Below are 21,478 nucleotides of genomic sequence, written 5' to 3'. Positions count from 1 at the left end.
TGAGGCCAGGGAGGCCACGCGGTTTCTGATACAAGTCAAAGTGGATTTGGCTGAGCTGTTATTATCCGCCGTATCTATTCAGTACGGATTGATCCATGTCCTCTCGCGAAATCCGCATCGCCACCCGTAAAAGTGCACTCGCCCTGTGGCAGGCCGAATACGTCAAAGCCCGTCTGGAAGAGGCCCATCCGGGTCTGCTCGTGACGTTGGTGCCCATGGTCAGTCGTGGTGACAAGTTGCTCGACTCGCCACTGTCGAAAATCGGCGGCAAGGGCCTGTTCGTCAAAGAACTGGAAACCGCGCTGCTAGAAAACGAAGCCGACATCGCCGTGCACTCGATGAAAGACGTGCCGATGGACTTCCCTGAAGGCCTCGGTCTGTTTTGCATCTGCGAGCGAGAAGACCCGCGCGATGCATTCGTCTCCAACACCTACGCCAGTCTGGACGAATTGCCGCAAGGCAGCATCGTCGGCACCTCCAGCCTGCGCCGTCAGGCCCAGTTGCTGACCCGTCGTCCGGACCTGGAAATTCGCTTCCTGCGCGGCAACGTCAACACGCGCCTGGCCAAGCTCGATGCCGGCGAATACGACGCCATTATCCTCGCCGCCGCCGGCCTGATTCGTCTCGGCTTTGAAGATCGGATTACCTCGGCCATCAGCGTCGATGACAGTCTGCCGGCCGGTGGCCAAGGTGCGGTGGGTATCGAATGCCGCAGCGTCGACAGCGAAATTCACGCGCTGTTGGTACCGCTGCACCATCAGGACACCGCCACCCGCGTGACCGCCGAACGTGCTCTCAACAAACATTTGAATGGCGGCTGCCAAGTGCCGATCGCCTGCTATGCCGTGCTTGAAGGCGAGCAGATCTGGTTGCGTGGTCTTGTTGGTGATCCGAATGGCGGTCTGCTGCTCAGCGCCGAGGCTCGTGCGCCACGCAGCGACGCCGAAGCCCTGGGTGTGCAGGTGGCTGAAGACCTGCTGAGTCAAGGCGCCAACGACATCCTGAAAGCAGTCTACGGCGAGGCAGGTCACGAGTGACGGGCTGGCGCCTGCTGCTGACGCGTCCCGCGGATGAGTCGGCGGCGCTGAGCAGTCTTTTGGCCGAAAAGGGGATTTTCAGCAGCAGTTTGCCGCTTTTGGAGATCGAGCCGATTCCTGCCTCTGACACAATGCGCGAGGTGATTCAGGGGCTGGATCGCTATTGCGCGGTGATCGTGGTCAGCAAACCGGCCGCCAGAATTGCTGTGGATCTGCTCGACAGGTATCGGCCGCAACCCCCTCGATTGAAGTGGTTCAGCGTGGGCGCAGCCACCGCGCAGATCCTCGAGGATCGCGGGTTGGATATCCGCTTTCCGGTGGATGGCGATGACAGCGAAGCCTTGCTTGAACTTCCTCAGTTGCGCGAGGCAATCGCACGGCCCGGTCCACGCGTGCTGATCATGCGCGGGGAGGGCGGGCGCGAGTTGCTGGCTGAGCGTTTGCGCGAGCTTGGTGCTAGTGTCGAGTATCTGGAGTTGTACCGCCGTGACCTGCCGCAATACCCGCCGGCAGCGCTGCCTGACCTGATCGAAGCGGAACGCTTGAACGGGCTGGTGGTCAGCAGTGGACAGGGTTTTGAGCACCTGCATCAGTTGGCCGGCGATGCCTGGCCGCGATTGGCGCGGTTGCCGTTGTTTGTTCCAAGCCCCAGGGTCGCCGAGCTGGCACGTGCCGCCGGGGCCCAAACAGTTGTGGATTGTCGCGGCGCCAGTGCCGCGGCTTTGCTGACGGCGTTGCGGGAGCATCCCGGACCCGTTCTCTAATGCAAAGGATGGATACGTGAGCGAAACAGCCTTGCCTAAAGATGACGTCCAGCCAGTGCTTGATGCACCGGTAGAAGCACCGGTTGAAACTGGGCCACCTGCTGCAGTGCAGCGCCGAGGCAATGGGTTGGCAATCGTCGCGCTGCTGCTGGGCGCTGCCGGTGTTGCCGTGGGCGGTTGGGGAGTCTGGCAGGTGCGTCACCTGCAAGCCAATACTCAACTGCAGTTGAGTCAGGTCCAGGCATTGAACGATCAGGCGCAGGACCTGAAGCTCAATGAGCAACGCCTGACTGCTCGCCTGGAACAAATGCCTGCCGCCGACGAACTCGACGCGCGCAGTCGTTTGGTCATTCAGCTTCAAGGCGATCAGCAGCGCTTGAATCAACGCCTGGAAACGGTTCTCGGCGCCAGCCGCAAGGATTGGCGTCTGGCCGAGGCCGAGCACCTGCTGCGCCTGGCCAGCCTGCGTCTTTCCGCGTTGCAGGACATCAGCAGTGCCCAGGCTTTGGTGCAGGGCGCCGATGAAATTCTGCGCGAACAGAACGACCCGGGCTCTTTTGCCGCTCGCGAGCAAGTGGCCAAAACGCTGGTGGCATTGCGTAGCACCCAACAGCCGGATCGCACCGGTCTGTTCCTGCGACTGGGGGCGCTGCGCGATCAGGTGATCAGCCTCACCGAGCTGGCACCCGAGTACAAGGACCGTGGTGAATCCCTGTTGGGTCTCACCGCTGATGGCGACGGCGCCAGTCGTTGGGCGCAATGGTGGGATCAGGTCTCGCGCTACATCCGCATCGACTTCAACGCCGACAAGAATGTGCGTCCGTTGCTGGCCGGGCAGAGCCTGAGCCAGGTGCGCCTGGCCCTGAGCCTGGCGCTGGAGCAGGCGCAATGGGCCGCGCTCAATGGCCAGGCCGCGGTTTATACCCAGGCGCTGGCCGAAGCGCGGGACGTGCTCAAGGGCAACTTCAACCCGGACAATCCTCAGAGCAAAGTGATGCTTGAGCAGGTTGGCGAGTTGAGCAAGCAACCGGTCACCGTCGTCACGCCAGATCTGACCGGCACGCTGAGTGCGGTTCAGGGGTATCTGGAGCGGCGTAATGTCAACGCCGAGGACTCGATCAAACCGATGGCCAAACCTGCCGCGGACACCGCTCAGGAGGCGACGCCATGAAACGCCTCTATGTGATCGTGTTCCTGGTGATCGCCGCGGCTGCCGCGCTGGGGCTGGCGATTGCCGAGCATTCCGGTTACGTGCTGATCGCCTACAAAAGCTTCCGTTATGAATCGAGCCTGTGGGCAACCCTGGCGTTGGTCGCCGTGCTCTGGCTGGTGTTCTGGGGCATCAAGGCGTTGATCGAATTGGTGACGACCTCCAGCGGCGTGGTCAATCCCTGGTCGCGGCGCAATCGCAGTCGCCGGGTGCAGGTGGCGATTGAACACGGTCAGCTGGATCTGGCCGAAGGTCGCTGGGCCAGTGCGCAGCGTCATCTCCATCGGGCAGCGGAAGCCGAGCGCCAGCCTTTGCTTTACTACCTCGGCGCTGCACGGGCCGCGAACGAACAAGGTCAATACGAGGAAAGCGACAACCTGCTGGAACGCGCTCTTGAGCGACAACCCCAGGCAGAGTTGGCAATTGCCCTGAGCCACGCACAATTACAGACCGACCGTGGCGATACCGAAGGCGCCCTGGTGACCCTGCAAGCCATGCACGAGCGTCATCCTCATAACGTCCAGACCTTGCGCCAGTTGCAGCGCTTGCACCAACAGCGGGGCGACTGGTCGGCCGTGATTCGTCTGCTGCCGGAGCTACGCAAGGACAAGGTTCTGCCACCGGCCGAACTGGCCGAACTGGAACGCCGGGCCTGGGGTGAGAACCTGTCCCTGGCGGCGCATCAGGAAGAAGACGGGACGGTCGACCTGCAATCGCTCAATCGCGCCTGGCAGCAGCTGACCTCAGCTCAGCGTCAGGAGCCGCAACTGGTGCTCGCTTATGCCGAGCAACTTCGGCAACTGGGTGCTCAGGTCGAGGCCGAAGAGATCCTGCGAACGGCGCTCAAGCGCAACTACGACAGTCATCTGGCGCGCCTCTACGGACTCGTTCGCGGCAGCGATCCAGCACGTCAACTGCACACCGCCGAGAGCTGGCTCAAGGATCATCCGGCCGACCCAAGCCTGTTGCTGACCCTGGGGCGCTTGTGTCTGCAAAGCAGCCTTTGGGGCAAGGCCCGGGACTATCTGGAAAGCAGCCTGCGAGTGCAGCGCAACCCGGAAGCCTGCGCGGAACTGGCGCGGCTGCTGGCGCAGCTGGGTGACACAGAACGCAGCAATCAGTTGTTCCAGGAGGGCTTGGGCTTGTTGGACGAGCGCTTGTTGGCGGCACCGTTGCCGGTTCCTGTTCACGCTTGAAGAGTGGATGACGGGTCGCTCCAAGGAGCGATCCCGTCGCCTGCAAACTGCCAGAATTTTACCTTTGTAGTCCGTCAGCGGCAGAGTCCTACAGAGGACTACACCTAATCCTCTCGTTCCTGTCGGGAATTCCCTACACTTCTGTTGAAGTGTCCCCACTGGCCTGCCTTGAAAGGCTGCAGCGCTTTCCTCTACCGTAACCGCCTGTCTCTACTGTTACGGAAATGCCATGTCTTTGGCCTGCTCACGCTCCTTGTTTTTCATGGCTTTCATTGCAGGTGCCCTGGCCCTGGGCGTGTCCTATTACCTGGAATATGCGGTCGGCCTCAAGCCTTGCGGGTTGTGCTTGTTGCAGCGGTCTTGCCTCGCGTTGCTCACGGGTGTCTGCCTGGTGGCTTCGGTGCATGGGCCGGGCCGCGTTGGCTCTTTCCTGTATTGGATGCTCGGGTTGTTTTGCAGTCTGGCGGGTACGGTCACGGCGTGGCGGCAGGTATTGCTACAGAGCGATCCAGCGCGTCAGCTGTTGACGTGCTCGCCCAATCTGGCTGTTCAGTACGAGGACATGCCCTGGTTTTGCCAGGTGACACAGATGTTTAAAGGGGAAGCCGAGTGCGCGGAGATTTCCTGGACACTGTTCGACCTGAGCATTCCTGAATGGAGCCTGCTGTTCTTCATGGCGATGACAATTCTGGGAATTTATCAGCTGCTGCGCGTTGCCTGGAAAGCCTGTCTGCGACCGCTCAGCGGCGGTTCGTCGCACCGGGCGCTGGCGGGTGATTAAACACTTGTATGAACTTTATCTCCTGCGTACCTTGAAGCCATTGTCGCGCGGGCATAATCTGGCCCGCACGTGTCATTGGAATTATGTTGCTCGAATGACGCTCTGCCTGGCCGATACTTGACCTTCAAGTGTGCGACGGGTGTAGGGCAGCATGACCCACAAGGGAAGAGAGATCACCATGCTCGAAAGTTGTCAGAATGCTCAGGAACGTTGGGGTGGAGTGCATCTGCTGATCGATCGCTGGTTGCAGGAGCGTCACGAACTGGTTCGGGCCTATGATGCTCTCGGCGCCAAGCCTGAGGCACTGGGTGAGAACCGTAAGCCGTTGCAGGAATTCTGCGGCGTGCTGGTCGATTACGTGTCTGCCGGGCACTTCGAGATCTACGAACAGCTCACCGGCGAAGCGAAGGCGTTTGGTGACACTCGCGGGCTCGAGCTGGCCGAGACCATCTACCCTCGCATCGACGTTATCACCGAGAAGTTGCTCGCGTTCAACGACCTGTGTGATGCAGGTCAATGCGTGGCAGAGAAATTCAAAGAGCTGGGTGGCCTGTTGCACGAGCGCTTCGAACTGGAAGACTGCCTGATCGAAGTGCTGCACACCGCTCACAAGGAAGAGGATTCGGTTCAGGCCTGAACCCCCTTCCTGCAAGACCTCCAAAAACGGTGCGCTATGCGCGCCGTTTTTCGTTTGTGCGCCAGGCATGGCGCGTTGCGCGCAAGCGCAACCGGCTTGGCTGTGGTGGCCACGCTGGTGACTTGGAGGTGAAAGTCCTCTACACACCCGGCAAGGGGAAGTGTTAGCCAGAGGCAAGGGTGTCGCGGGTGACTGCGAATCTGAAGGAAGCCCGAGGCAAAATGCTGGCCTGACGAACAGGAAGCGGATTAGGCGGCGCAGCGGGGTAAGGGGGCAAACTTCCTCAAAGCCCAATACTTGCACGGAACGTTGCGACGTAGATCCGACAGGCATAAGCAGGAAGGTCACGCGAATTACCCTGGGAGATCTGCACGTTTGCCACTGTGCTACCGAACGCCGAGAGGCGACGGGATGAGCGTGCAGAAGTCAGCCGAGGCCGTAGTAAGTGGCGGATAACCACGTCACCAAGGGCCGAACAGGTTATGCCGCTGGTAGGCGTCAGAGTCTCGTTGGATACCGAAATGCAGAAATTTCTCGCAGAGAAGACTGTTACTCCGAGTCCCGGACAGTATCCGCGGATGACGGCTGACAGCGCACAGGTATCGGCGGCGTCTGTGACGTGGACGAACGCGGAGCCGGACACGCTGATGGAGCGGGTGCTTGCACCCGCCAACCTCAAGCGTGCGTATCAACGCGTAGTCAGCAACAAGGGCGCGCCGGGTGCCGATGGCATGACGGTCGACGAATTGGCAGGCTACGTGAAACAGTATTGGCCGACCCTTAAGGCTCGGTTGCTGGCCGGTGAGTATCACCCACAAGGTGTACGCGCCGTCGACATTCCGAAACCCAAAGGCGGGACACGGCAGCTGGGTATCCCCTGCGTCGTGGATCGCCTGATCCAGCAGGCCTTGCTGCAACAGCTCACGCCGATCTTCGACCCTCTGTTCTCGGATTACAGCTACGGCTTTCGTCCGGGCAGAAGCGCTCACCAAGCCATCGAAACCGCTCGCGGCCATGTGGCAGCGGGTCACCGCTGGTGCGTGGAACTTGATCTGGAGAAATTCTTTGATCGGGTCAACCACGATGTCCTGATGGCTTACGTGGCGCGTCAAATCGAAGACAAGCGTGTGCTCACGTTGATCCGTCGTTACCTCGAAGCGGGAACGATGTCAGGTGGACTCGTCAGCCGACGGCAGGAAGGGACGCCGCAAGGCGGCCCGCTTTCGCCGTTGCTGTCGAACATCCTGCTCAACGAACTCGACAGCGAACTGGAACGGCGGGGTCATCGCTTCGTGCGCTACGCCGACGACGCCAACATTTATGTGCGCAGTCGCCGTGCCGGCGAGCGAGTGATGGTCAGCGTCGAGTGCTTCCTGATCCAGCGTCTGAAACTGACGCTGAATAGGGAAAAGAGCCGCGTGGCAAGGCCTTGGGTCTGTGATTATCTGGGTTATGGGATGAGCTGGCACCGACAGCCGAGACTAAGAGTGGCGACGAGGAGTCTGGGTCGCTTACGCGACCGACTCGCAGAGCTGCTACGCGGCGCGCGGGGTTGCAAGATGGCAACCGTCATCGTGCGGATAAACCCTGTGCTGCGTGGTTGGGCTGGGTACTTCAAGTTAACCCAAGGCAAGCGAGCGCTGGAGAAACTGGATGGTTGGGTGCGTCGTAAGCTGCGCTGCGCCGTATGGCGTCAATGGAAGCAGCCCTCAACAAGGGCTCGTAACTTGATACGCCTGGGGCTCAGTAGGCATCGCGCCTGCATATCAGCGTTCAATGGCCGAGGCCCATGGTGGAACTCGGGAGCGCCACACATGAATCAGGCGCTACCGAAGAAACTGTGGGATCGGCTTGGTCTGGTCTCAATACTGAATACGATAACTCGGCTTAATCGCATAACTTGAACCGCCGTATACGGATCCGTACGTACGGTGGTGTGAGAGGACGGCGGCTGTAAAGCCGCCTCCTACTCGATCCGGTATTCAGCTTGTGGCGCCGCGCAATTCGACTTCGAATACCAGCGGTGTGAACGGCGCAATCAGGTCGCCGGCACCCTCGGCGCCATAGGCTTCGGCCGATGGAATCACCAAGCGCCATTTCGCACCGACCGGCATTTGCTGCAACGCGCTGCGCCATCCGCTGATCACGCTGTCGAGACTGAACCACTGCGGCTGACTGTTCTGATCGAACACCGTGCCGTCGGGAAGGCGACCGATATACAGCACCTGGACTTTGCCGTTAGGGCCAGCTTTGGCGCCAGTGCCTGGCGCCAACTCCGTTAGCAATATTCCATCGGCCAGCTCACGAACGCCCGGTCTGGTTTTTTCCTCGGCGAGAAAAGCCTGCTCTTTTCCGAGGGCGACTTCGCTTTGCGGCATGCTCGGTTGCAAGGCGACCTGGGCTTCGTGCTCGGCAAGAATCTGTTCGATCTGCTCATCTTTCAGCGCCAGGGGTTTGCCTTGATAGGCTTGTTGCAAACCTTGGATCAGCGCCTGAAGTTGCAGATCGGGAACCTCTTGGCGCAGGCGTTCACCGAGGCTTGCGCCCAGGCTGTAAGAGAGATCATGAGTGTCATTTTCTTTGGTTTTTTCGGCGGCTTGGGCCACGGAAAAAAACACGCACAGTGATAAAAAAAGGTAGCGCGACATGGGCACTCTCCGACCTGAGATGCGGGGGATTATGCCAGTGTGAATGCGCTCGACGGTGAACTGGTTTTGCGCAAGCGCAGAAGAATTTCAATCCGTTGCAACGTAGCGCTTTGGATACTGTCAACATGCCCTAGCGGCGGTAGCAGCAGAGGTCTAGTATGAGCCGCACCCACGTCAGCCAGGAGGTAAACCATGTCGGCCACCAAGAAGCCTGTAAATACTCCGTTGCACTTACTCCAACAACTCTCGGGCAGCTTGCTCGAGCATCTGGAAAACGCTTGTTCCCAAGCCTTGGCTGATGCTGAAAAACTGCTCGCCAAACTGGAAAAGCAACGCGGAAAAGCGCAAGAGAAATTGCACAAGTCCCGTACCAAATTGCAGGACGCTGCGGCGGCCGGCAAGGCCAAGGCACAAACCAAAGCCAAGGGCGCGGTGAAGGAGCTTGAGGACTTGCTCGATGCCCTCAAGGATCGTCAATCCGAAACTCGCAGCTACATTCTGCAACTCAAGCGCGATGCTCAAGAAAGCCTGAAACTGGCCCAGGGCGTCGGTCGTGTACAAGAGGCTGTCGGCAAGGCGTTGTCCCTGCGTTCGGCCAAGCCTGCTGCGGCTCCTGCCAAGAAAGCCGCTGCCAAACCGGCTGCTGCAAAAGCACCGGTCAAGTCTGCCGCCAAACCGGCTGCCAAAGCACCGGTGAAAGCCGCAGCAAAACCTGCCGCTAAACCAGCGGCAAAAAAACCAGTCGCTGCTAGCGCTGCAAAACCGGCTGCAAAAACAGCTGCCGCCAAGCCAGCCGCTGCCAAAACAGCTGCCGCTAAACCGGCCGCAAGAACGGCTGCTGCTAAATCGGCGGTGGCGAAAACTGCAGCGGCTAAACTCGCTGCTAAACCGGCCGCAAAACCAGCTGCAAAAACAGCCGCTGCGAAACCTGCTGCCAAGCCTGCCGCGAAACCAGTCGCGACTAAAACTGCTGCCAAGCCAGCTGCAAAAGCTGCAGCCAAACCGGCTGCCAAAACTGCTGCTGCAAAACCTGCCGCAGCGAAGCCAGCAGCCAAACCTGCCGCTGCCAAACCGGCTGCAAAACCAGCCGTGAAAAAACCGGTTGCCGCCAAGCCGGCCGCCGCTTCAGTTGCCAAGCCAGCCAACCCGGCTCCGGCAGCAACGTCTGCTTTAGCAGCAGCCACCTCGACAGCCACGCCAGCGCCAACGCCGGCAGCCGCATCGATCGCAGCAACCACCCCAACCAGCGCTTCTTAAGTGTCGGTTACCGCGACGCGCAGCTGATGCAGCGCGTCGCGGTCCAGGTGGGCGGCGCCAGCCGTTACACCTTCCAGCCAGGCCGATAGATCGGTCGCCTCACCCTGCGGCCAACTCAACGCCGATCGTTCCAGTCGTACCAACAGATGTCGCTCGGCTTCCAGCTCGAGTGCCTTCACTTGCTCGCGCAAAGCATTCAGTTCGCCATCGTCGGCGGCAACGACTTTCCAATTCACCCGCAAGGCTCGCAGCGGTCGCACCACGTCTGCGTCCCACGGCTCGGCCACGCTACGCAATTGCTGCAATCGGTGTTCGTTACAGGCGACGCCACGTTCTCCCAGCCACAACCCGCACAGCAGCAGGCACGCGTTCACACCCGCCGACTGCAATTGCAGGCATGCGGGTTCAACGCCGGGACGGGCGTAAGTACTAAGGGAAAAGCTCCACAGGTCAGAGGACATAGTGCTACTCGCGCCAGTTGCGAGCGAAGCTGGTAGACTCCGCCGCCATTATGATTCGACTTCAGAACCTGACTTTACAGCGTGGCCCTCAACGTCTGCTAGAAGACGCCGAGCTGACCCTGCACGCCGGCCACAAAGCCGGCCTCATCGGTGCCAACGGCGCCGGCAAATCGAGCCTGTTCGCCTTGCTTCTGGGTGACCTGCACCCGGACTCGGGTGATTGCTTTTTGCCGGCGGACTGGCGCATCGCCCACATGCGCCAGGAGATCGACACCCTCGATCGGGTGGCGGTCGACTATGTGCTCGATGGCGACCTGCGCCTGCGCGAGGTGCAACGCGACCTCGCGGCAGCCGAAGCGGCCCATGACGGTACCGCTCAGGCCCGCCTGCACTCGGAACTCGACAGCGCCGACGGTTACACCGCCGATGCCCGGGCCCGAAAACTGCTGGCCGGCCTTGGGTTCACCAATGAACAGATGGATCGCCAGGTAGGAGATTTCTCTGGTGGTTGGCGGATGCGTCTGAACTTGGCGCAGGCTTTGATGTGCCCCTCGGACCTTCTGCTACTCGACGAACCGACCAACCACTTGGACCTCGACGCCATCATCTGGCTCGAAGAATGGCTCAAAAGCTATCCCGGCACCTTGATGCTGATTTCCCACGACCGGGACTTCCTCGATGCCGTGGTCGATCACGTGGCCCACGTCGATCAGCGCAAGATCACTCTGTATCGCGGTGGTTACAGCGCCTTCGAACGCGCCCGTGCCGAGCGTCTGGCCCAGCAACAGCAGGCCTACGAGAAGCAGCAGGCGCAACGTGCGCACATGGAAAGCTACATCGCCCGCTTCAAGGCCCAGGCCACCAAGGCCCGTCAGGCCCAGAGCCGGATCAAGGCCCTGGAGCGGATGGAAGAACTGTCCGCCGCCCACGTTGATTCGCCGTTCGATTTCGTCTTCCGCGAATCAGTGAAAATCTCCAGCCCGTTGATTGACCTCTCCGACGCCCGACTGGGTTACGGCGAGCGAGCCGTGCTGGAGAAGGTCAAGCTGCAGCTGACCCCCGGTGCGCGGATCGGTTTGCTTGGCCCGAACGGTGCCGGTAAATCGACCCTGATCAAAAACCTTGCCGGTGAACTCGAGCCGTTGTCCGGTCGATTGACCCGTGGCGAGAACACCGTCGTCGGTTACTTCGCCCAGCATCAGCTGGATTCGCTCGACTCCAAGGCCAGCCCGTTGCTGCATATGCAGCGCCTGGCGCCGACCGAGCGCGAGCAGACGCTGCGCGACTTCCTCGGTGGTTTCGACTTCCGCGGTGCGCGGATCGATGAGCCGGTGCTGAACTTCTCCGGTGGCGAAAAGGCCCGTCTGGCGCTGGCGTTGATCGCCTGGGGCCGGCCGAACCTGTTGCTGCTCGACGAACCGACCAACCACCTGGACCTGGAAATGCGACTGGCGCTGACCATGGCCCTTCAGGAGTTCAGTGGCGCGGTATTGGTGGTTTCCCACGATCGTCATTTGCTCAAAAGCACCACCGACAATTTCTATCTGGTGGCGGACGGCAAGGTCGAGGAATTCGACGGCGACCTGGAAGACTACACCCGTTGGCTGGTGGATTACCGCCAGCGCAACGCCCCGGTCAGCAGTACGCCGGTCAATCCGGACAAGACCGACAAGAAGGCCCAGCGCCAGGCGGCGGCCGCGTTGCGTCAGCAACTGGCACCGCACAAGCGCGAGGCTGACAAGCTCGAAGCCGAACTGGGCAAGCTGCACGAGAAACTGGCGAAGATCGATACCAGCCTCGGCGACAGCGACATTTACGAGCCGGCGCGCAAGAACGACTTGCGTGATCTGCTGGCCGAACAGGCCAAGCTGAAGGTCCGTGAAGCTGAGCTGGAAGAAGCCTGGATGGAAGCGCTGGAACTGCTCGAAAGCATGCAGGCGGAGCTGGAGGCGCTGTCCTGATGGAAGCGTTCAAGCTGCCATTGCCTGCCGTGTGGATCGAGCCGATCTGGCTCTTCGTGCAGATCCTGCTGATTCTGTTGGCGGGATATATTGCCCAGCGTTGCGTCGCCAGATGCCTGACTCGCCTGGGTGAGCGCTATCCGTTGCCGCCGCAATTGCTGATGCCGCTACGCGGTGGTCTGCGCTGGCTGATCATGGGCAGTGCGCTGATCTTCGTGCTGGAACGCCTCGGGGTGTCGGCAACGGTGCTCTGGACCGCGTTGTCCGGGTTTGTCGCGGTAGCGGCAGTGGCGTTCTTCGCCATGTGGAGCGTGCTCTCGAATCTGTTGTGCGCAATCCTGATCTTCACCGTCGGCCCGTTTCGCCTCGGTGACGTGGTCGAGTTGGTGGACACCACCGACAAGCCCGGCGTAAAAGGCCGGGTCGTTGCGATCAATCTGCTCTACACCACGCTGATCGAAGCCGAAGAACTCGGCACCGGCAGCGCCATGGTGCAAGTGCCCAACAGCCTGTTCTTCCAGCGCTCGGTTCGACGCTGGCGCGGCAGCGATGTATTCCCTTCCAGCGGTTTCGAAAAGTAGCCGAAATGCCGACCACGCTGGTCGGCAGCTGTTCTGTCCTGCAAAAAATCGGTAGTCATCGGCCCAAAGCCGCATTAGCTTAGACGTCTGTCACGAGTCTGAGTCGAGGTGTGCGATGGTGCTTCAAACATGGCTGGCGTTTTTTGCCGCCTGCTGGGTGATCAGTCTGTCTCCCGGTGCCGGCGCCATTGCGTCGATGTCCAGCGGTCTGCGATACGGTTTCTGGCGCGGTTATTGGAACGCCCTGGGCCTGCAACTGGGCCTGGCGCTACAGATTGCGATTGTCGCCGCCGGTGTCGGTGCAATCCTCGCGGCGTCGGCCACCGCTTTCTACGCGATCAAATGGTTTGGCGTGGCCTATCTGGTTTACCTGGCGGTCAAGCAATGGCGCGCGCTGCCCAATGACATGAGCGACGACGCGGCCGTCCGGCAAATCGGCAAGCCGATGGCGCTGGTGTTCCGGGGGTTCCTGGTGAACGTCAGCAACCCCAAGGCGTTGGTGTTCATGCTCGCAGTGCTGCCGCAATTCATTGATCCGCATGCACCGCTGGTGGCGCAGTACCTGATCCTCGGTGTGACCATGATCTGCGTCGACCTGATCGTCATGGCCGGTTACACCGGGCTCGCTTCCAAGGTGTTGCGCCTGTTGCGCACGCCCAAGCAGCAAAAACGCATGAACCGCACCTTTGCCGGGCTGTTCATCGGTGCGGCGGCGTTCATGGCGACCCTTCGCAAAGCGGTGGTGTAAAACCGTCAGGCACAAAAAAGGCGACCCTTAGGGTCTAATGCCGATCAGTTAAGCCCTCTTGCTTGACCTTTGGCCGCAAGAAATCAAAATCCGATGCCTGTACTGGCATCGGATTTTTTTATGCGTCTCGCTCGGGCCCTAGAACTGACCCACAATATCGCCTCCACCCCTAACTCAATCGAGGGACTGGATTCTTTACTCGATCCATCTTTGGTCGAGCAGGCACTTGAACAGGCCGGCGTGGCGACCCTGCGCAAGCGGCGTTTGCCGCTGGAAATGATGCTTTGGTGCGTGATCTCCATGGCGTTCTTTCGACGCATGTCGGCCTGGGATGTGGTCAGCCGCATGAACATCATGCTGCCGGGACAACGTCCGCTGGTGGCGCCCAGCGCCGTAGTCCAGGCCCGTCAGCGATTAGGCAGCGAAGCTGTACGACAAGTCTTCCATCTGACTCAGAAAAGTTGGCATGAGGCCGTGGATCACCCAACTTGGGCAGGCTTGCGTTTGCTGGGGGTCGACGGTGTCGTATGGCGAACGCCCGATACACCCGAAAATCGGGCGCGCTACGATTCCGCCAGCAACCAGCATGGCGACACCGGTTTCCCCCAGGTGCGCATGGTCTGCCAAATGGAGTTGACCAGCCACATGCTGATCGGCAGCGCGTTGGATGGCTATCGCAGCAACGAAATGAAACTGGCGGAGCAACTGATCGAAACCACGCCCGATCACTCGCTGACGCTGTTCGATCGCGGTTTTTACTCCTTGGGTTTGCTGCATCAGTGGCAGCAAGCAGGCATCGAGCGGCATTGGCTGATGCCTCTGCGCAAAGGTGCGCAGTACGAAGTGATTCAGCGCTTGGGGCGCCAGGACGCTGTGGTCTCGTTGAGCACTTCGCCGCAGGCCCGCACGCAATGGCCGGGGCTGCCGGAGCGCCTGACCGCGCGATTGCTGAGCAAAACCGTCAAGGGCAAGGTTTGTCAGATCCTGACGTCGATGGCCGATCCGCTACGCTTCCCGTCCGACGAAATCGTCGACCTGTACAGCCAGCGATGGGAGATCGAATTAGGGTTTCGCGAGATGAAACAGACGCTGCTCAACAGCAGCTATACATTGCGTAGCAAGACGCCCGAGATGATCGAGCAGGAACTGTGGGGTGTGTTGCTGGGCTACAACCTGCTGCGCTACCAGATGGTGGAAATGAGCCGCCACTGTCCAGGTATTTACCCGTGCGAAATGAGCTTTGCCGCGTGTACTTGGGCAATTTTAGGGTTTATCAACAGCGTTTCGGCCGACCGTTCCGGGAACATCCCCAAATATCTGGCCGAGCTGCACGCCTCTGCCCCGCATTATGTTCTGCCGCATCGACGGGAAGAGCGCATTTATCCCCGCGCCATAAGGCTCAAATCACCGAAATATCCGATCAGAAAGAAAAATGCCAGTCAGCTTAACTGACTGGCATTAACCCTTAGGGTCGCCTTTTTAGTTTCAGGGTTCAGCGCAGAATCACTGGCGCTATGTCCGCTGGCAGGTTATTGCGCCGCGGGGCTTGGCCCGGCTGCTCGTAACCGCCGCCACCGAGCTGTTGGCTCAGTTGCCCCGCCACGTCTTCGCCCAAGGACTTGGACACGTCACGCACCACCCGCGGGCGGTTCAGCGAGACACGGATGTCCCGATGGTTCATCAGTTTGGTGTCCTGACCTTCGCCCATCGCCGTGAAGGCCGAGGTGATTTCGAAGGTCTTGGTGTTGATCAGGCTGAAATCCGCCACCAGGGTCAACGCCAGCACCGCCGAATAGCTATCGGTGTTGGCGAGCTCGTTGATGTCGTTGTTGAAGTCGATGTCCGACACGGTGCCGAACAACACATAGTCGGCGCCTTTGAAGTTGCCGGCCTTGATTCGCTTGATCACGTCATAGACGTCACCCTTGGACGCCGATGTATAAGGCGTGCCCTGGACCAGCTGGAACATGCCGGTACGAAGAATCTCGCCCTTGATGTCGCCGGTGAATTTGCGCAATTCACCTTGTTCGATGTAGCTGGTGGTGGCTTCGATTTCGTTGTAGCTCGAAGACCCGCTGGCGCCGTAGTAACTCTGGTTGTGGTTGCTCTGTGCCGAAACGATGTGGATGTACTGCTCCACTCGCTCCTGGTACGCGAGGTCCGTCACGGCGACTTTCGGGGCCGCTTGCACGCTGAAGGCGCAAGCCAGGGCCATCATGCCAATCCATGCGCGCATTGATTAACGCTCCGTGGTCTTGCGGATCTCTTTCTCGTCCATCCACTCGGCCAGACCGCTTTCAACGTCAATCAATTGCAGGCTGAATTTGTAGAAGACGTCCTTGTAGTCGCTGCTGCGCTTGACGATCGAGCTGATCGAACCTTCGATACGGTATTTGGCGGCGATCATGTTGCCGGTCTTGGCCACGGTGCTTTTCTTGTACAGGCCGCTCTGGTTTTGCAGCTTGAGCTGGTCAACCTGGCTTTGCATCGCGTTGTTGTCGCTGGCGAAGCGCGCGACACCGGTTTTCATCAGCTGGGTCTTGATGCTGGTGGTGATTTCGCGGGTATCGATGTACTCGCTGGTCTTGTTCTTCACGTCGTAGACCTGAACCACCGGACGACCCTGCATGATGCCGGACTGGGCCAGGGAGCGGGTCATGGATTCAGCGATCATCTGCAGGTCGGTGGAACCGAACTCATTGGTCACGGTTTCTACAGCCTTGGTGTCGCCGTAGCTGATGCTTTTGCTGCCCAGCGTTGGCGAAGTGTTGGCGCAACCGCTGGCCAGAAGGGCGATAACGGCAATGAACGAAAAGCGTGCAAACATGGGAATGCTCTCTAGAACTGAACGAATAGGGTGTCGGGCTTAAGGCGTTTTGATTTCGAGACGGAAATCCACGGCTTTGGCGGTTGGCGCGATCGCCTGAATGAAGCTGGTCTGCTCGCCGTACATCATCTGGCTTTTCCAGGTTTCTTCTTCGGCGACGGGGAAGCCTTCAGGGCCGAGCCAGGCAAAACGGTAGTAGAAGGTCTTGTTGTTGAAGCTGGTGTTGCTCAGCTGCGCATTGACCGTCATGAAGCCATTTTCCCGGGCGACGCGCATGGCGCCGACCACGATGTTCTTGAGCTTGCCCATGGCCACGACCTTGCTGGCGGCGCTGCCAGGTTCCGGCGGTGGCGGGGTGGCGCACCCGGCCAACAAGGCCAGGGCGACAACAGCGATAAGTTTGAAACGCATGCAAAGACTCCGTTCTTAAGGTTTGAGGCTGGCCACGGCGGTCGGGTTGGCACTCGGGATCACATGCGCGGCCACGCCGCTGGCGAACACCTGATTGCCCACGGCGCGCAGGCTGATGACCTGGTAACGCTGATCGACGGTGACCTTGACCACCGAACCGCCCACGGCGCTCGGCAGGGTGACTTGGTGCTCACCTTTCTTCAGGCGCAGACGCACCACTTGGGTGTAGTCCGGCAGGGTGCGCCACGTACGGGTATCGGCACCTTCGAGCACGGCTGAAGAGATACCGACCGCCAGGCCCGCCAGCGGGTTGGTTTCATTGATCTGCTTCTGTGCCACGCCTTTGGTCACGGCACGCACGGTGGTGCGCAAAATGATGCCCGGCATATCGTCACGCAGTGCGCGACGGGACATGGCAGTGGTGCTGTTGAGTTGCGTCAAGTTCAGTTGCTGACCGTCCACGCCAATCTGGGTGAGCGTGGCGGTGGAGGTGTCCGCCTTGATGATTGGGAACGACAGTGGCGTGATCACCAACTGGTTGCTGATCGGCAAGGGCAATGGGATGCGGATCGAATCGCGCGCCGGCGCCAGACCACTTTGCACGACGATCAGGACGTCACTTGCCTCGTCCTTGCCACTTGGCTTGTCGAGATTGACCAGCGCCTGTTCGAGCAGCGGAGTGTTCGGGCGCAGTTCGGCGGCTTTGCGATAGCCCGGCGCGGCCAGGTCTTTTTCACCCAGGGCTTCGTAGACGAAGCCGGCCAGGTAGTGGCTGAACGCACTCTGGTAGCTGTTTTTCAGGCTGACCACTTCCGGTGCGTCGAGGCTCGCGACCGGGTAACCCTGCAAATCCTTGTACTGGGTTTTGACGCCTTCTTTCTCGGCTTCCTCTTCGCTCTTGAGGTATTCCTTGTCGCGCAGGTCGGCGATCACTGCTTCGCGTTCGTGGGTCTTCTTGATCGACATGCGCGCGCCGTCGAAGTCGTTCACCGCCAGCAGGTTGAGGGCCATCTGCGTGGTCAACATGACTTTTTCGTAGTCGTAGCCTTCGTAGCGACGGACCTTGTCGTTCACCACGAAACTGCCGAACTGGGCGAGGTATTTGCCGGTATCAAGCTTGACCGAGTCTTCCCACTTGCCCACCACCTGATCGGCACTGGTCCAGGCATTCTGGCTGCCGGACAGGTCACCTTTGGCGCGCAGCAGTTCCCCTTTCTCGAAGTAATAGAGCAGGTCTTTGTCCGCGCTGGTGTTGTTCTTTTCCAGCAGGGTCAACGCGGCATCGACATTGCCGGCGGCCAGTTGCTGGTTGGTTTGGGCCAGTTCGGAGTCGTAGTTGCGAAACGCCGAGCAGCCGGAGAGCAAGGTGACGGCGCTGAGCGCGATCGAGGTAAGGGCGCGGGATGCCATTGGGGTACTTCTTCCCTGAATGTAAGCAGCCGCAAATGCTGGTCGGGCTGATGGGACCTACTGGCGGGAATGTTGGCCTCCTGCCAATTCCTCATAAAAAGAGGAGCTTAAATACCGTTTCGCAATAACGAAGGCGCGGCATTATAAGCAAGGATGCTGGCTATGTAATGGCTTTTTAATTTCGCATTTTAACGGCGTGCCATCATGGCTCGGAAACGCGAACCCGATGCGTTGGCCACCCAGCCTGCCGCGCACCCCACAACAAAGCTTGAGTGAAAGTCATTGGAAGTGAACAATGTGTTACTTCGTATTTCCAATTGAGATTCATTCATGACTGCCCCGTCCCGTTTCCTGGCCTGGCTGATGTTGCCGTTGTTTGCCCTGTGCAGTTTCAACCTGCTGGCCGACACCGTGGAAGGCGCGCCACAAGCGCTGCATTTGCTCGATTACATCGGTGCGGATTACCCGGAAACGGTGCAAGCGGGCAAGGTCATTAATGAGTCCGAATACCAAGAGCAGCTGGAATTTATCAAGGCGCTGCAAGGCTTGATCGCCTCGATGCCGGCCAAACCGGAAAAAGCCGGGCTGGAGCAGGGCGTCAGCACGCTGCGCAACGCGATCGCTGCGCGTCAGGACGGCGCGGATGTCGGCCGTCAGGCACGGCAACTCGGCGCCAAGCTGGCGGTGACCTATGAAGTCAGCCAGGCACCGATCATTACGTCGGATCCGACCCGTGGTGCGCCGTTGTACGCTCAGCATTGTTCGGTGTGCCACGGCGACGCGGGTGCCGGGGATGGCCCGGCGGGAGTTGGTTTGACGCCGCCGCCGTCCAATCTGCGTGATGCGGCGCGACTGGATCACCTGAGCCTCTACGCGATCTACAGCACCCTGGGCCTCGGTGTCGAAAGCACCGACATGCCGGCCTTCGCCGATCAGCTGGATGATCGTCAGCGTTGGGACCTGGCGACCTACATCGCCAGCTTCAGCGCCGACCCGGCTGCTGCAAAATCCGAAAAAACCTACAACATCGCCGACCTGGCCCGTCAGACTCCCGCAGAAGTGCAGGTTGCCGAGGGGCCGCAAGCTGCGGCGACCTTCCGTGCGCAGCGGGCGCAACCGCCGCAGGTCAAGCGTGGCCCGGCGCAATTGCTGGACTATACCGCCGCGACCCTGGACAAGAGCTTCGCAGCCTACCGTGCCGGTGATCACGATCAGGCTTATGACCTGTCGGTGGCGGCTTATCTGGAGGGCTTCGAACTGGTCGAAAGTTCTCTGGATAACGTCGACGCCAATGTGCGTAAAGACACCGAAAAATCACTGATGGCTTACCGTCAGTCGTTGCAGGACGGTTTGCCGGTGGCCCAGGTTCAGGAGCGACTGGATGCGGCCAAGACCAAGTTGAAGGAATCCGCCGGTCTGCTGGGCAGCGATGGCCTGAGCTGGTCTCTGAGCTACATCTCCGGTTTGTTGATTCTGTTGCGCGAAGGTCTGGAAGCGATTCTGGTGTTGGCGGCAATCCTCGCGTTCCTGCGCCACACCGGCCAGCAATCGGCGGTGCACAGCGTCAACGTCGGCTGGGGGCTGGCGCTGCTGGCGGGTCTGGCGACCTGGGCGCTGGCGGCGTATGTGATCGATGTCAGCGGCTCGCAACGCGAATTGCTGGAAGGTGCGACGGCGTTGTTTGCCGCCGTCATGGTGCTTTGGCTCGGCGTGTGGATGCACGACCGTCGTCACGCAGCGGCCTGGCAGGATTACATCAAGAGCAGTCTGGTGGGCGGCGGTGGGCGTTTCGGGTTTGCGACGCTGGCATTCTTCTCGGTGTATCGCGAGCTGTTTGAAGTGATTCTGTTCTACGAGACCCTGTGGCTGCAGGCAGGTCCAGCGGGCCATAACGCGGTACTGGCGGGTGGTGCGACGGCGTTGGTTATGTTGGTGGGTCTGGCTTGGGTGATTCTGCGTGGCTCGGCGAAACTGCCGCTGTCGTTGTTTTTCAGTATCAACGCCGGCCTGCTGTGCGCGTTGTCGGTGGTGTTTGCCGGGCATGGCGTGAAGGCGCTGCAGGAAGCCGGGATTTTCGGCACCCGGCCGGTGCCGTTCTTTGACTTCGACTGGCTGGGGATCCACGCTGATGCGTATTCGCTGAGTGCGCAGGCGGTGGCGATTATCGCGATCATTGTTCTATATAGCCGTAGTCGGCTGGCTGAGAAGCGGCGGGTGCAGGTTTCTTAAAAGCATTCGCTGCGCTCACAATCGCGAGCCTGCTCGCGAAGCTTTTTGAACCGAGGAAAACACAATGCGTGTGTGGATCGATGCCGACGCCTGCCCTCGGGCGGCCAAGGATCTGGTGGTGAAGTTCGCCCTCAAGCGTCAGTTCGAAGTGGTGCTGGTGGCCGGACAGCCGCAGATCAAACCGGGTTTGGCCCTGGTGAAGCTGATCGTGGTGCCAAGCGGTCCGGATGCCGCCGACGACTACCTGGTGGAATACGCGGTCCCTGGCGAATTGGTGATCTGCAGCGATGTGCCGCTGGCCGACCGACTGGTGAAAAAGGGCGTTGCGGCGCTGGATCCACGGGGCAAAGAGTTCGATGCGCAGAACATGGGCGATCGGTTGGCGGTGCGTAATCTGTTTACCGATCTACGTGAGCAGGGGCAGATGAGCGGCGGGCCAGCGCCGTTTGGCGAGCGCGAGAAGCAGGCGTTTGCCAATGCGCTGGACCGGATCCTCACGCGGCTTTCCCGTAAATCTTGAGCCTTGTGCTGGACCCTGTGGGAGCGAGCCTGCTCGCGAAGGGGACAGCACATTCAACGATGATGTCGATTGACAGTACGTCTTCGCGAGCAGGCTCGCTCCCACATTTTGATCAGGGTCAGGCGTCGTTTTCGTGGGTCAGTTCGAGCACGCGGTCGACCAGTTTGTTGATGCCTGACGCTGCCTCGCTGATCGATTGCGCCAGCATATAAGCCGGGGTGCACACCAGTTTGCGGGCCTTGTCTTCGACGATGTCGCTCACCGCGCAATCTTTGTGGGTGGCACCCATCTTGTTCATGGCGGCGGCAGTATCGGCGTCATTACCGATGGTGCAGGTCACGCCCGGTCCATAGATCTTCGCCGCGAGCGCCGGCGAGATGCAGATCAGCCCGACCGGTTTGCCGGCCTCGGCAAAGGCTTCAGCCAGCGCCAGGACTTCCGGTTGCACGGTGCAGCCGGCGCCTTCGACGGCGAAGTTCGACAGGTTCTTGGCCGCCCCGAAACCGCCCGGAACGATCAGCGCATCGAAGTCTTCCACGTCCGCTTCGCGGATATCCTTGATGTTGCCTCGGGCGATCCGCGCCGATTCCACCAGCACGTTGCGCGACTCGGGCATTTCTTCGCCGGTCAGGTGATTGATCACATGTAGCTGCGCGATGTTCGGTGCGAAACACTGCACCTGAGCCCCCCGCTGGTCCAGACGCAGCAGGGTGATCACGCTTTCGTGGATCTCGGCGCCGTCGTACACGCCACAGCCGGATAGGATCACTGCAATTTTTTTGCTCATGGGCTTTTCTCCA

At 60.1% G+C, this 21,478-nt stretch carries 21 protein-coding genes; 14 read left to right on the top strand and 7 right to left on the bottom strand.

Annotated elements, in window-relative coordinates; genetic code table 11:
* The first annotated feature begins 95 nt into the window (after window positions 1–95).
* From hemC to ltrA, 7 genes are all read left to right on the top strand, one after another.
* A complete protein-coding gene (gene hemC, locus QFX16_RS28155; protein ID WP_283182152.1) occupies window positions 96–1,037 on the top strand; it encodes a hydroxymethylbilane synthase in 942 nt (313 codons plus the stop codon).
* Entirely contained in the window at window positions 1,034–1,801 is a 768-nt protein-coding gene (locus QFX16_RS28150; protein ID WP_283182151.1) for a uroporphyrinogen-III synthase, read from the top strand. Before hemC ends, QFX16_RS28150 begins: the two co-directional genes overlap by 4 nt.
* A 16-nt stretch (window positions 1,802–1,817) precedes the next feature.
* Window positions 1,818–2,972: a uroporphyrinogen-III C-methyltransferase gene (locus QFX16_RS28145; RefSeq protein WP_283182150.1), complete on the top strand. Its 1,155-nt coding sequence runs from the start codon at window positions 1,818–1,820 to the stop codon at window positions 2,970–2,972.
* Window positions 2,969–4,207, top strand: coding sequence for a heme biosynthesis protein HemY (locus tag QFX16_RS28140; protein WP_283182149.1), 1,239 nt, complete (start codon window positions 2,969–2,971; stop codon window positions 4,205–4,207). The genes QFX16_RS28145 and QFX16_RS28140 overlap by 4 nt, the downstream gene beginning before the upstream one ends.
* Before the next feature lie 229 nt (window positions 4,208–4,436).
* On the top strand, window positions 4,437–4,988 hold the full coding sequence (locus QFX16_RS28135; protein ID WP_283182148.1) for a disulfide bond formation protein B: 552 nt from the start codon (window positions 4,437–4,439) through the stop codon (window positions 4,986–4,988).
* A 178-nt stretch (window positions 4,989–5,166) separates the two neighbouring features.
* Complete coding sequence (locus tag QFX16_RS28130; protein WP_046045098.1) at window positions 5,167–5,625, top strand: Rsd/AlgQ family anti-sigma factor; 459 nt, start codon at window positions 5,167–5,169, stop codon at window positions 5,623–5,625.
* Between the two features lie 482 nt (window positions 5,626–6,107).
* Complete coding sequence (gene ltrA / locus QFX16_RS28125; RefSeq protein ID WP_283182147.1) at window positions 6,108–7,529, top strand: group II intron reverse transcriptase/maturase; 1,422 nt, start codon at window positions 6,108–6,110, stop codon at window positions 7,527–7,529.
* A 78-nt stretch (window positions 7,530–7,607) separates the two neighbouring features.
* Here ltrA and QFX16_RS28120 read toward each other — a convergent pair whose 3' ends face one another.
* Complete coding sequence (locus tag QFX16_RS28120) at window positions 7,608–8,273, bottom strand: FKBP-type peptidyl-prolyl cis-trans isomerase (protein WP_283182146.1); 666 nt, start codon at window positions 8,271–8,273, stop codon at window positions 7,608–7,610.
* A gap of 192 nt (window positions 8,274–8,465) precedes the next feature.
* Here QFX16_RS28120 and QFX16_RS28115 point away from each other — a divergent pair, with 192 nt between their 5' ends.
* On the top strand, window positions 8,466–9,530 hold the full coding sequence (locus tag QFX16_RS28115) for an AlgP family protein (RefSeq protein ID WP_283182145.1): 1,065 nt from the start codon (window positions 8,466–8,468) through the stop codon (window positions 9,528–9,530).
* Here QFX16_RS28115 and QFX16_RS28110 read toward each other — a convergent pair.
* A complete protein-coding gene (locus QFX16_RS28110) occupies window positions 9,527–9,991 on the bottom strand; it encodes a TIGR02444 family protein (protein ID WP_283182144.1) in 465 nt (154 codons plus the stop codon). The genes QFX16_RS28115 and QFX16_RS28110 overlap by 4 nt on opposite strands.
* Window positions 9,992–10,041: 50 nt before the next feature.
* On the opposite strand from QFX16_RS28110, the gene QFX16_RS28105 reads away from it, so the two are divergent.
* The 4 genes from QFX16_RS28105 to QFX16_RS28090 all read left to right on the top strand — a co-directional run bounded on the left by QFX16_RS28105 (window position 10,042) and on the right by QFX16_RS28090 (window position 14,733).
* Window positions 10,042–11,952: an ATP-binding cassette domain-containing protein gene (locus QFX16_RS28105; RefSeq protein ID WP_283182143.1), complete on the top strand. Its 1,911-nt coding sequence runs from the start codon at window positions 10,042–10,044 to the stop codon at window positions 11,950–11,952.
* Complete coding sequence (locus QFX16_RS28100) at window positions 11,952–12,533, top strand: mechanosensitive ion channel family protein (RefSeq protein ID WP_283182142.1); 582 nt, start codon at window positions 11,952–11,954, stop codon at window positions 12,531–12,533. The genes QFX16_RS28105 and QFX16_RS28100 overlap by 1 nt, the downstream gene beginning before the upstream one ends.
* A 115-nt stretch (window positions 12,534–12,648) precedes the next feature.
* Window positions 12,649–13,281 (top strand): LysE family transporter, encoded by a 633-nt coding sequence (locus tag QFX16_RS28095; RefSeq protein WP_283182141.1) that lies wholly within the window; start codon window positions 12,649–12,651, stop codon window positions 13,279–13,281.
* Between the two features lie 120 nt (window positions 13,282–13,401).
* The gene (locus QFX16_RS28090) at window positions 13,402–14,733 is read left to right on the top strand and encodes an IS4 family transposase (RefSeq protein WP_283181584.1); all 1,332 of its coding nucleotides are present in this window, start codon (window positions 13,402–13,404) and stop codon (window positions 14,731–14,733) included.
* A 40-nt stretch (window positions 14,734–14,773) separates the two neighbouring features.
* Here the strand turns inward: QFX16_RS28090 and QFX16_RS28085 are convergent, their stop codons facing one another.
* From QFX16_RS28085 to QFX16_RS28070, 4 genes are read right to left on the bottom strand one after another with little or no spacing between them, the layout of a single operon-like run.
* A complete protein-coding gene (locus QFX16_RS28085) occupies window positions 14,774–15,517 on the bottom strand; it encodes a penicillin-binding protein activator LpoB (protein ID WP_283182140.1) in 744 nt (247 codons plus the stop codon).
* 3 nt (window positions 15,518–15,520) lie between these two features.
* Window positions 15,521–16,108, bottom strand: coding sequence for a penicillin-binding protein activator LpoB (gene lpoB / locus QFX16_RS28080; RefSeq protein WP_283182139.1), 588 nt, complete (start codon window positions 16,106–16,108; stop codon window positions 15,521–15,523).
* A gap of 39 nt (window positions 16,109–16,147) precedes the next feature.
* Window positions 16,148–16,519 carry a YcfL family putative periplasmic lipoprotein gene (locus QFX16_RS28075; protein WP_283182138.1) on the bottom strand — a complete coding sequence of 124 codons (372 nt, stop codon included), beginning with the start codon at window positions 16,517–16,519 and terminating at the stop codon, window positions 16,148–16,150.
* 15 nt (window positions 16,520–16,534) lie between these two features.
* A complete protein-coding gene (locus QFX16_RS28070; protein ID WP_283182137.1) occupies window positions 16,535–17,929 on the bottom strand; it encodes a COG3014 family protein in 1,395 nt (464 codons plus the stop codon).
* A gap of 330 nt (window positions 17,930–18,259) precedes the next feature.
* On the opposite strand from QFX16_RS28070, the gene QFX16_RS28065 reads away from it, so the two are divergent.
* On the top strand, window positions 18,260–20,158 hold the full coding sequence (locus QFX16_RS28065) for a cytochrome c/FTR1 family iron permease (RefSeq protein ID WP_283182136.1): 1,899 nt from the start codon (window positions 18,260–18,262) through the stop codon (window positions 20,156–20,158).
* Between the two features lie 64 nt (window positions 20,159–20,222).
* On the top strand, window positions 20,223–20,678 hold the full coding sequence (locus tag QFX16_RS28060) for a YaiI/YqxD family protein (protein ID WP_084320266.1): 456 nt from the start codon (window positions 20,223–20,225) through the stop codon (window positions 20,676–20,678).
* A gap of 118 nt (window positions 20,679–20,796) precedes the next feature.
* Here QFX16_RS28060 and elbB read toward each other — a convergent pair whose 3' ends face one another.
* Window positions 20,797–21,465, bottom strand: a complete 669-nt coding sequence (gene elbB / locus QFX16_RS28055; protein ID WP_095126974.1) for an isoprenoid biosynthesis glyoxalase ElbB — start codon at window positions 21,463–21,465, stop codon at window positions 20,797–20,799.
* Window positions 21,466–21,478: the final 13 nt, after the last annotated feature.

The sequence above is a fragment of the Pseudomonas svalbardensis genome, assembly GCF_030053115.1.
GTDB lineage: Bacteria > Pseudomonadota > Gammaproteobacteria > Pseudomonadales > Pseudomonadaceae > Aquipseudomonas > Aquipseudomonas svalbardensis.
Note: the sequence above shows the minus strand (reverse complement) of the source record. Positions and strands in the feature narration are given on the sequence as shown.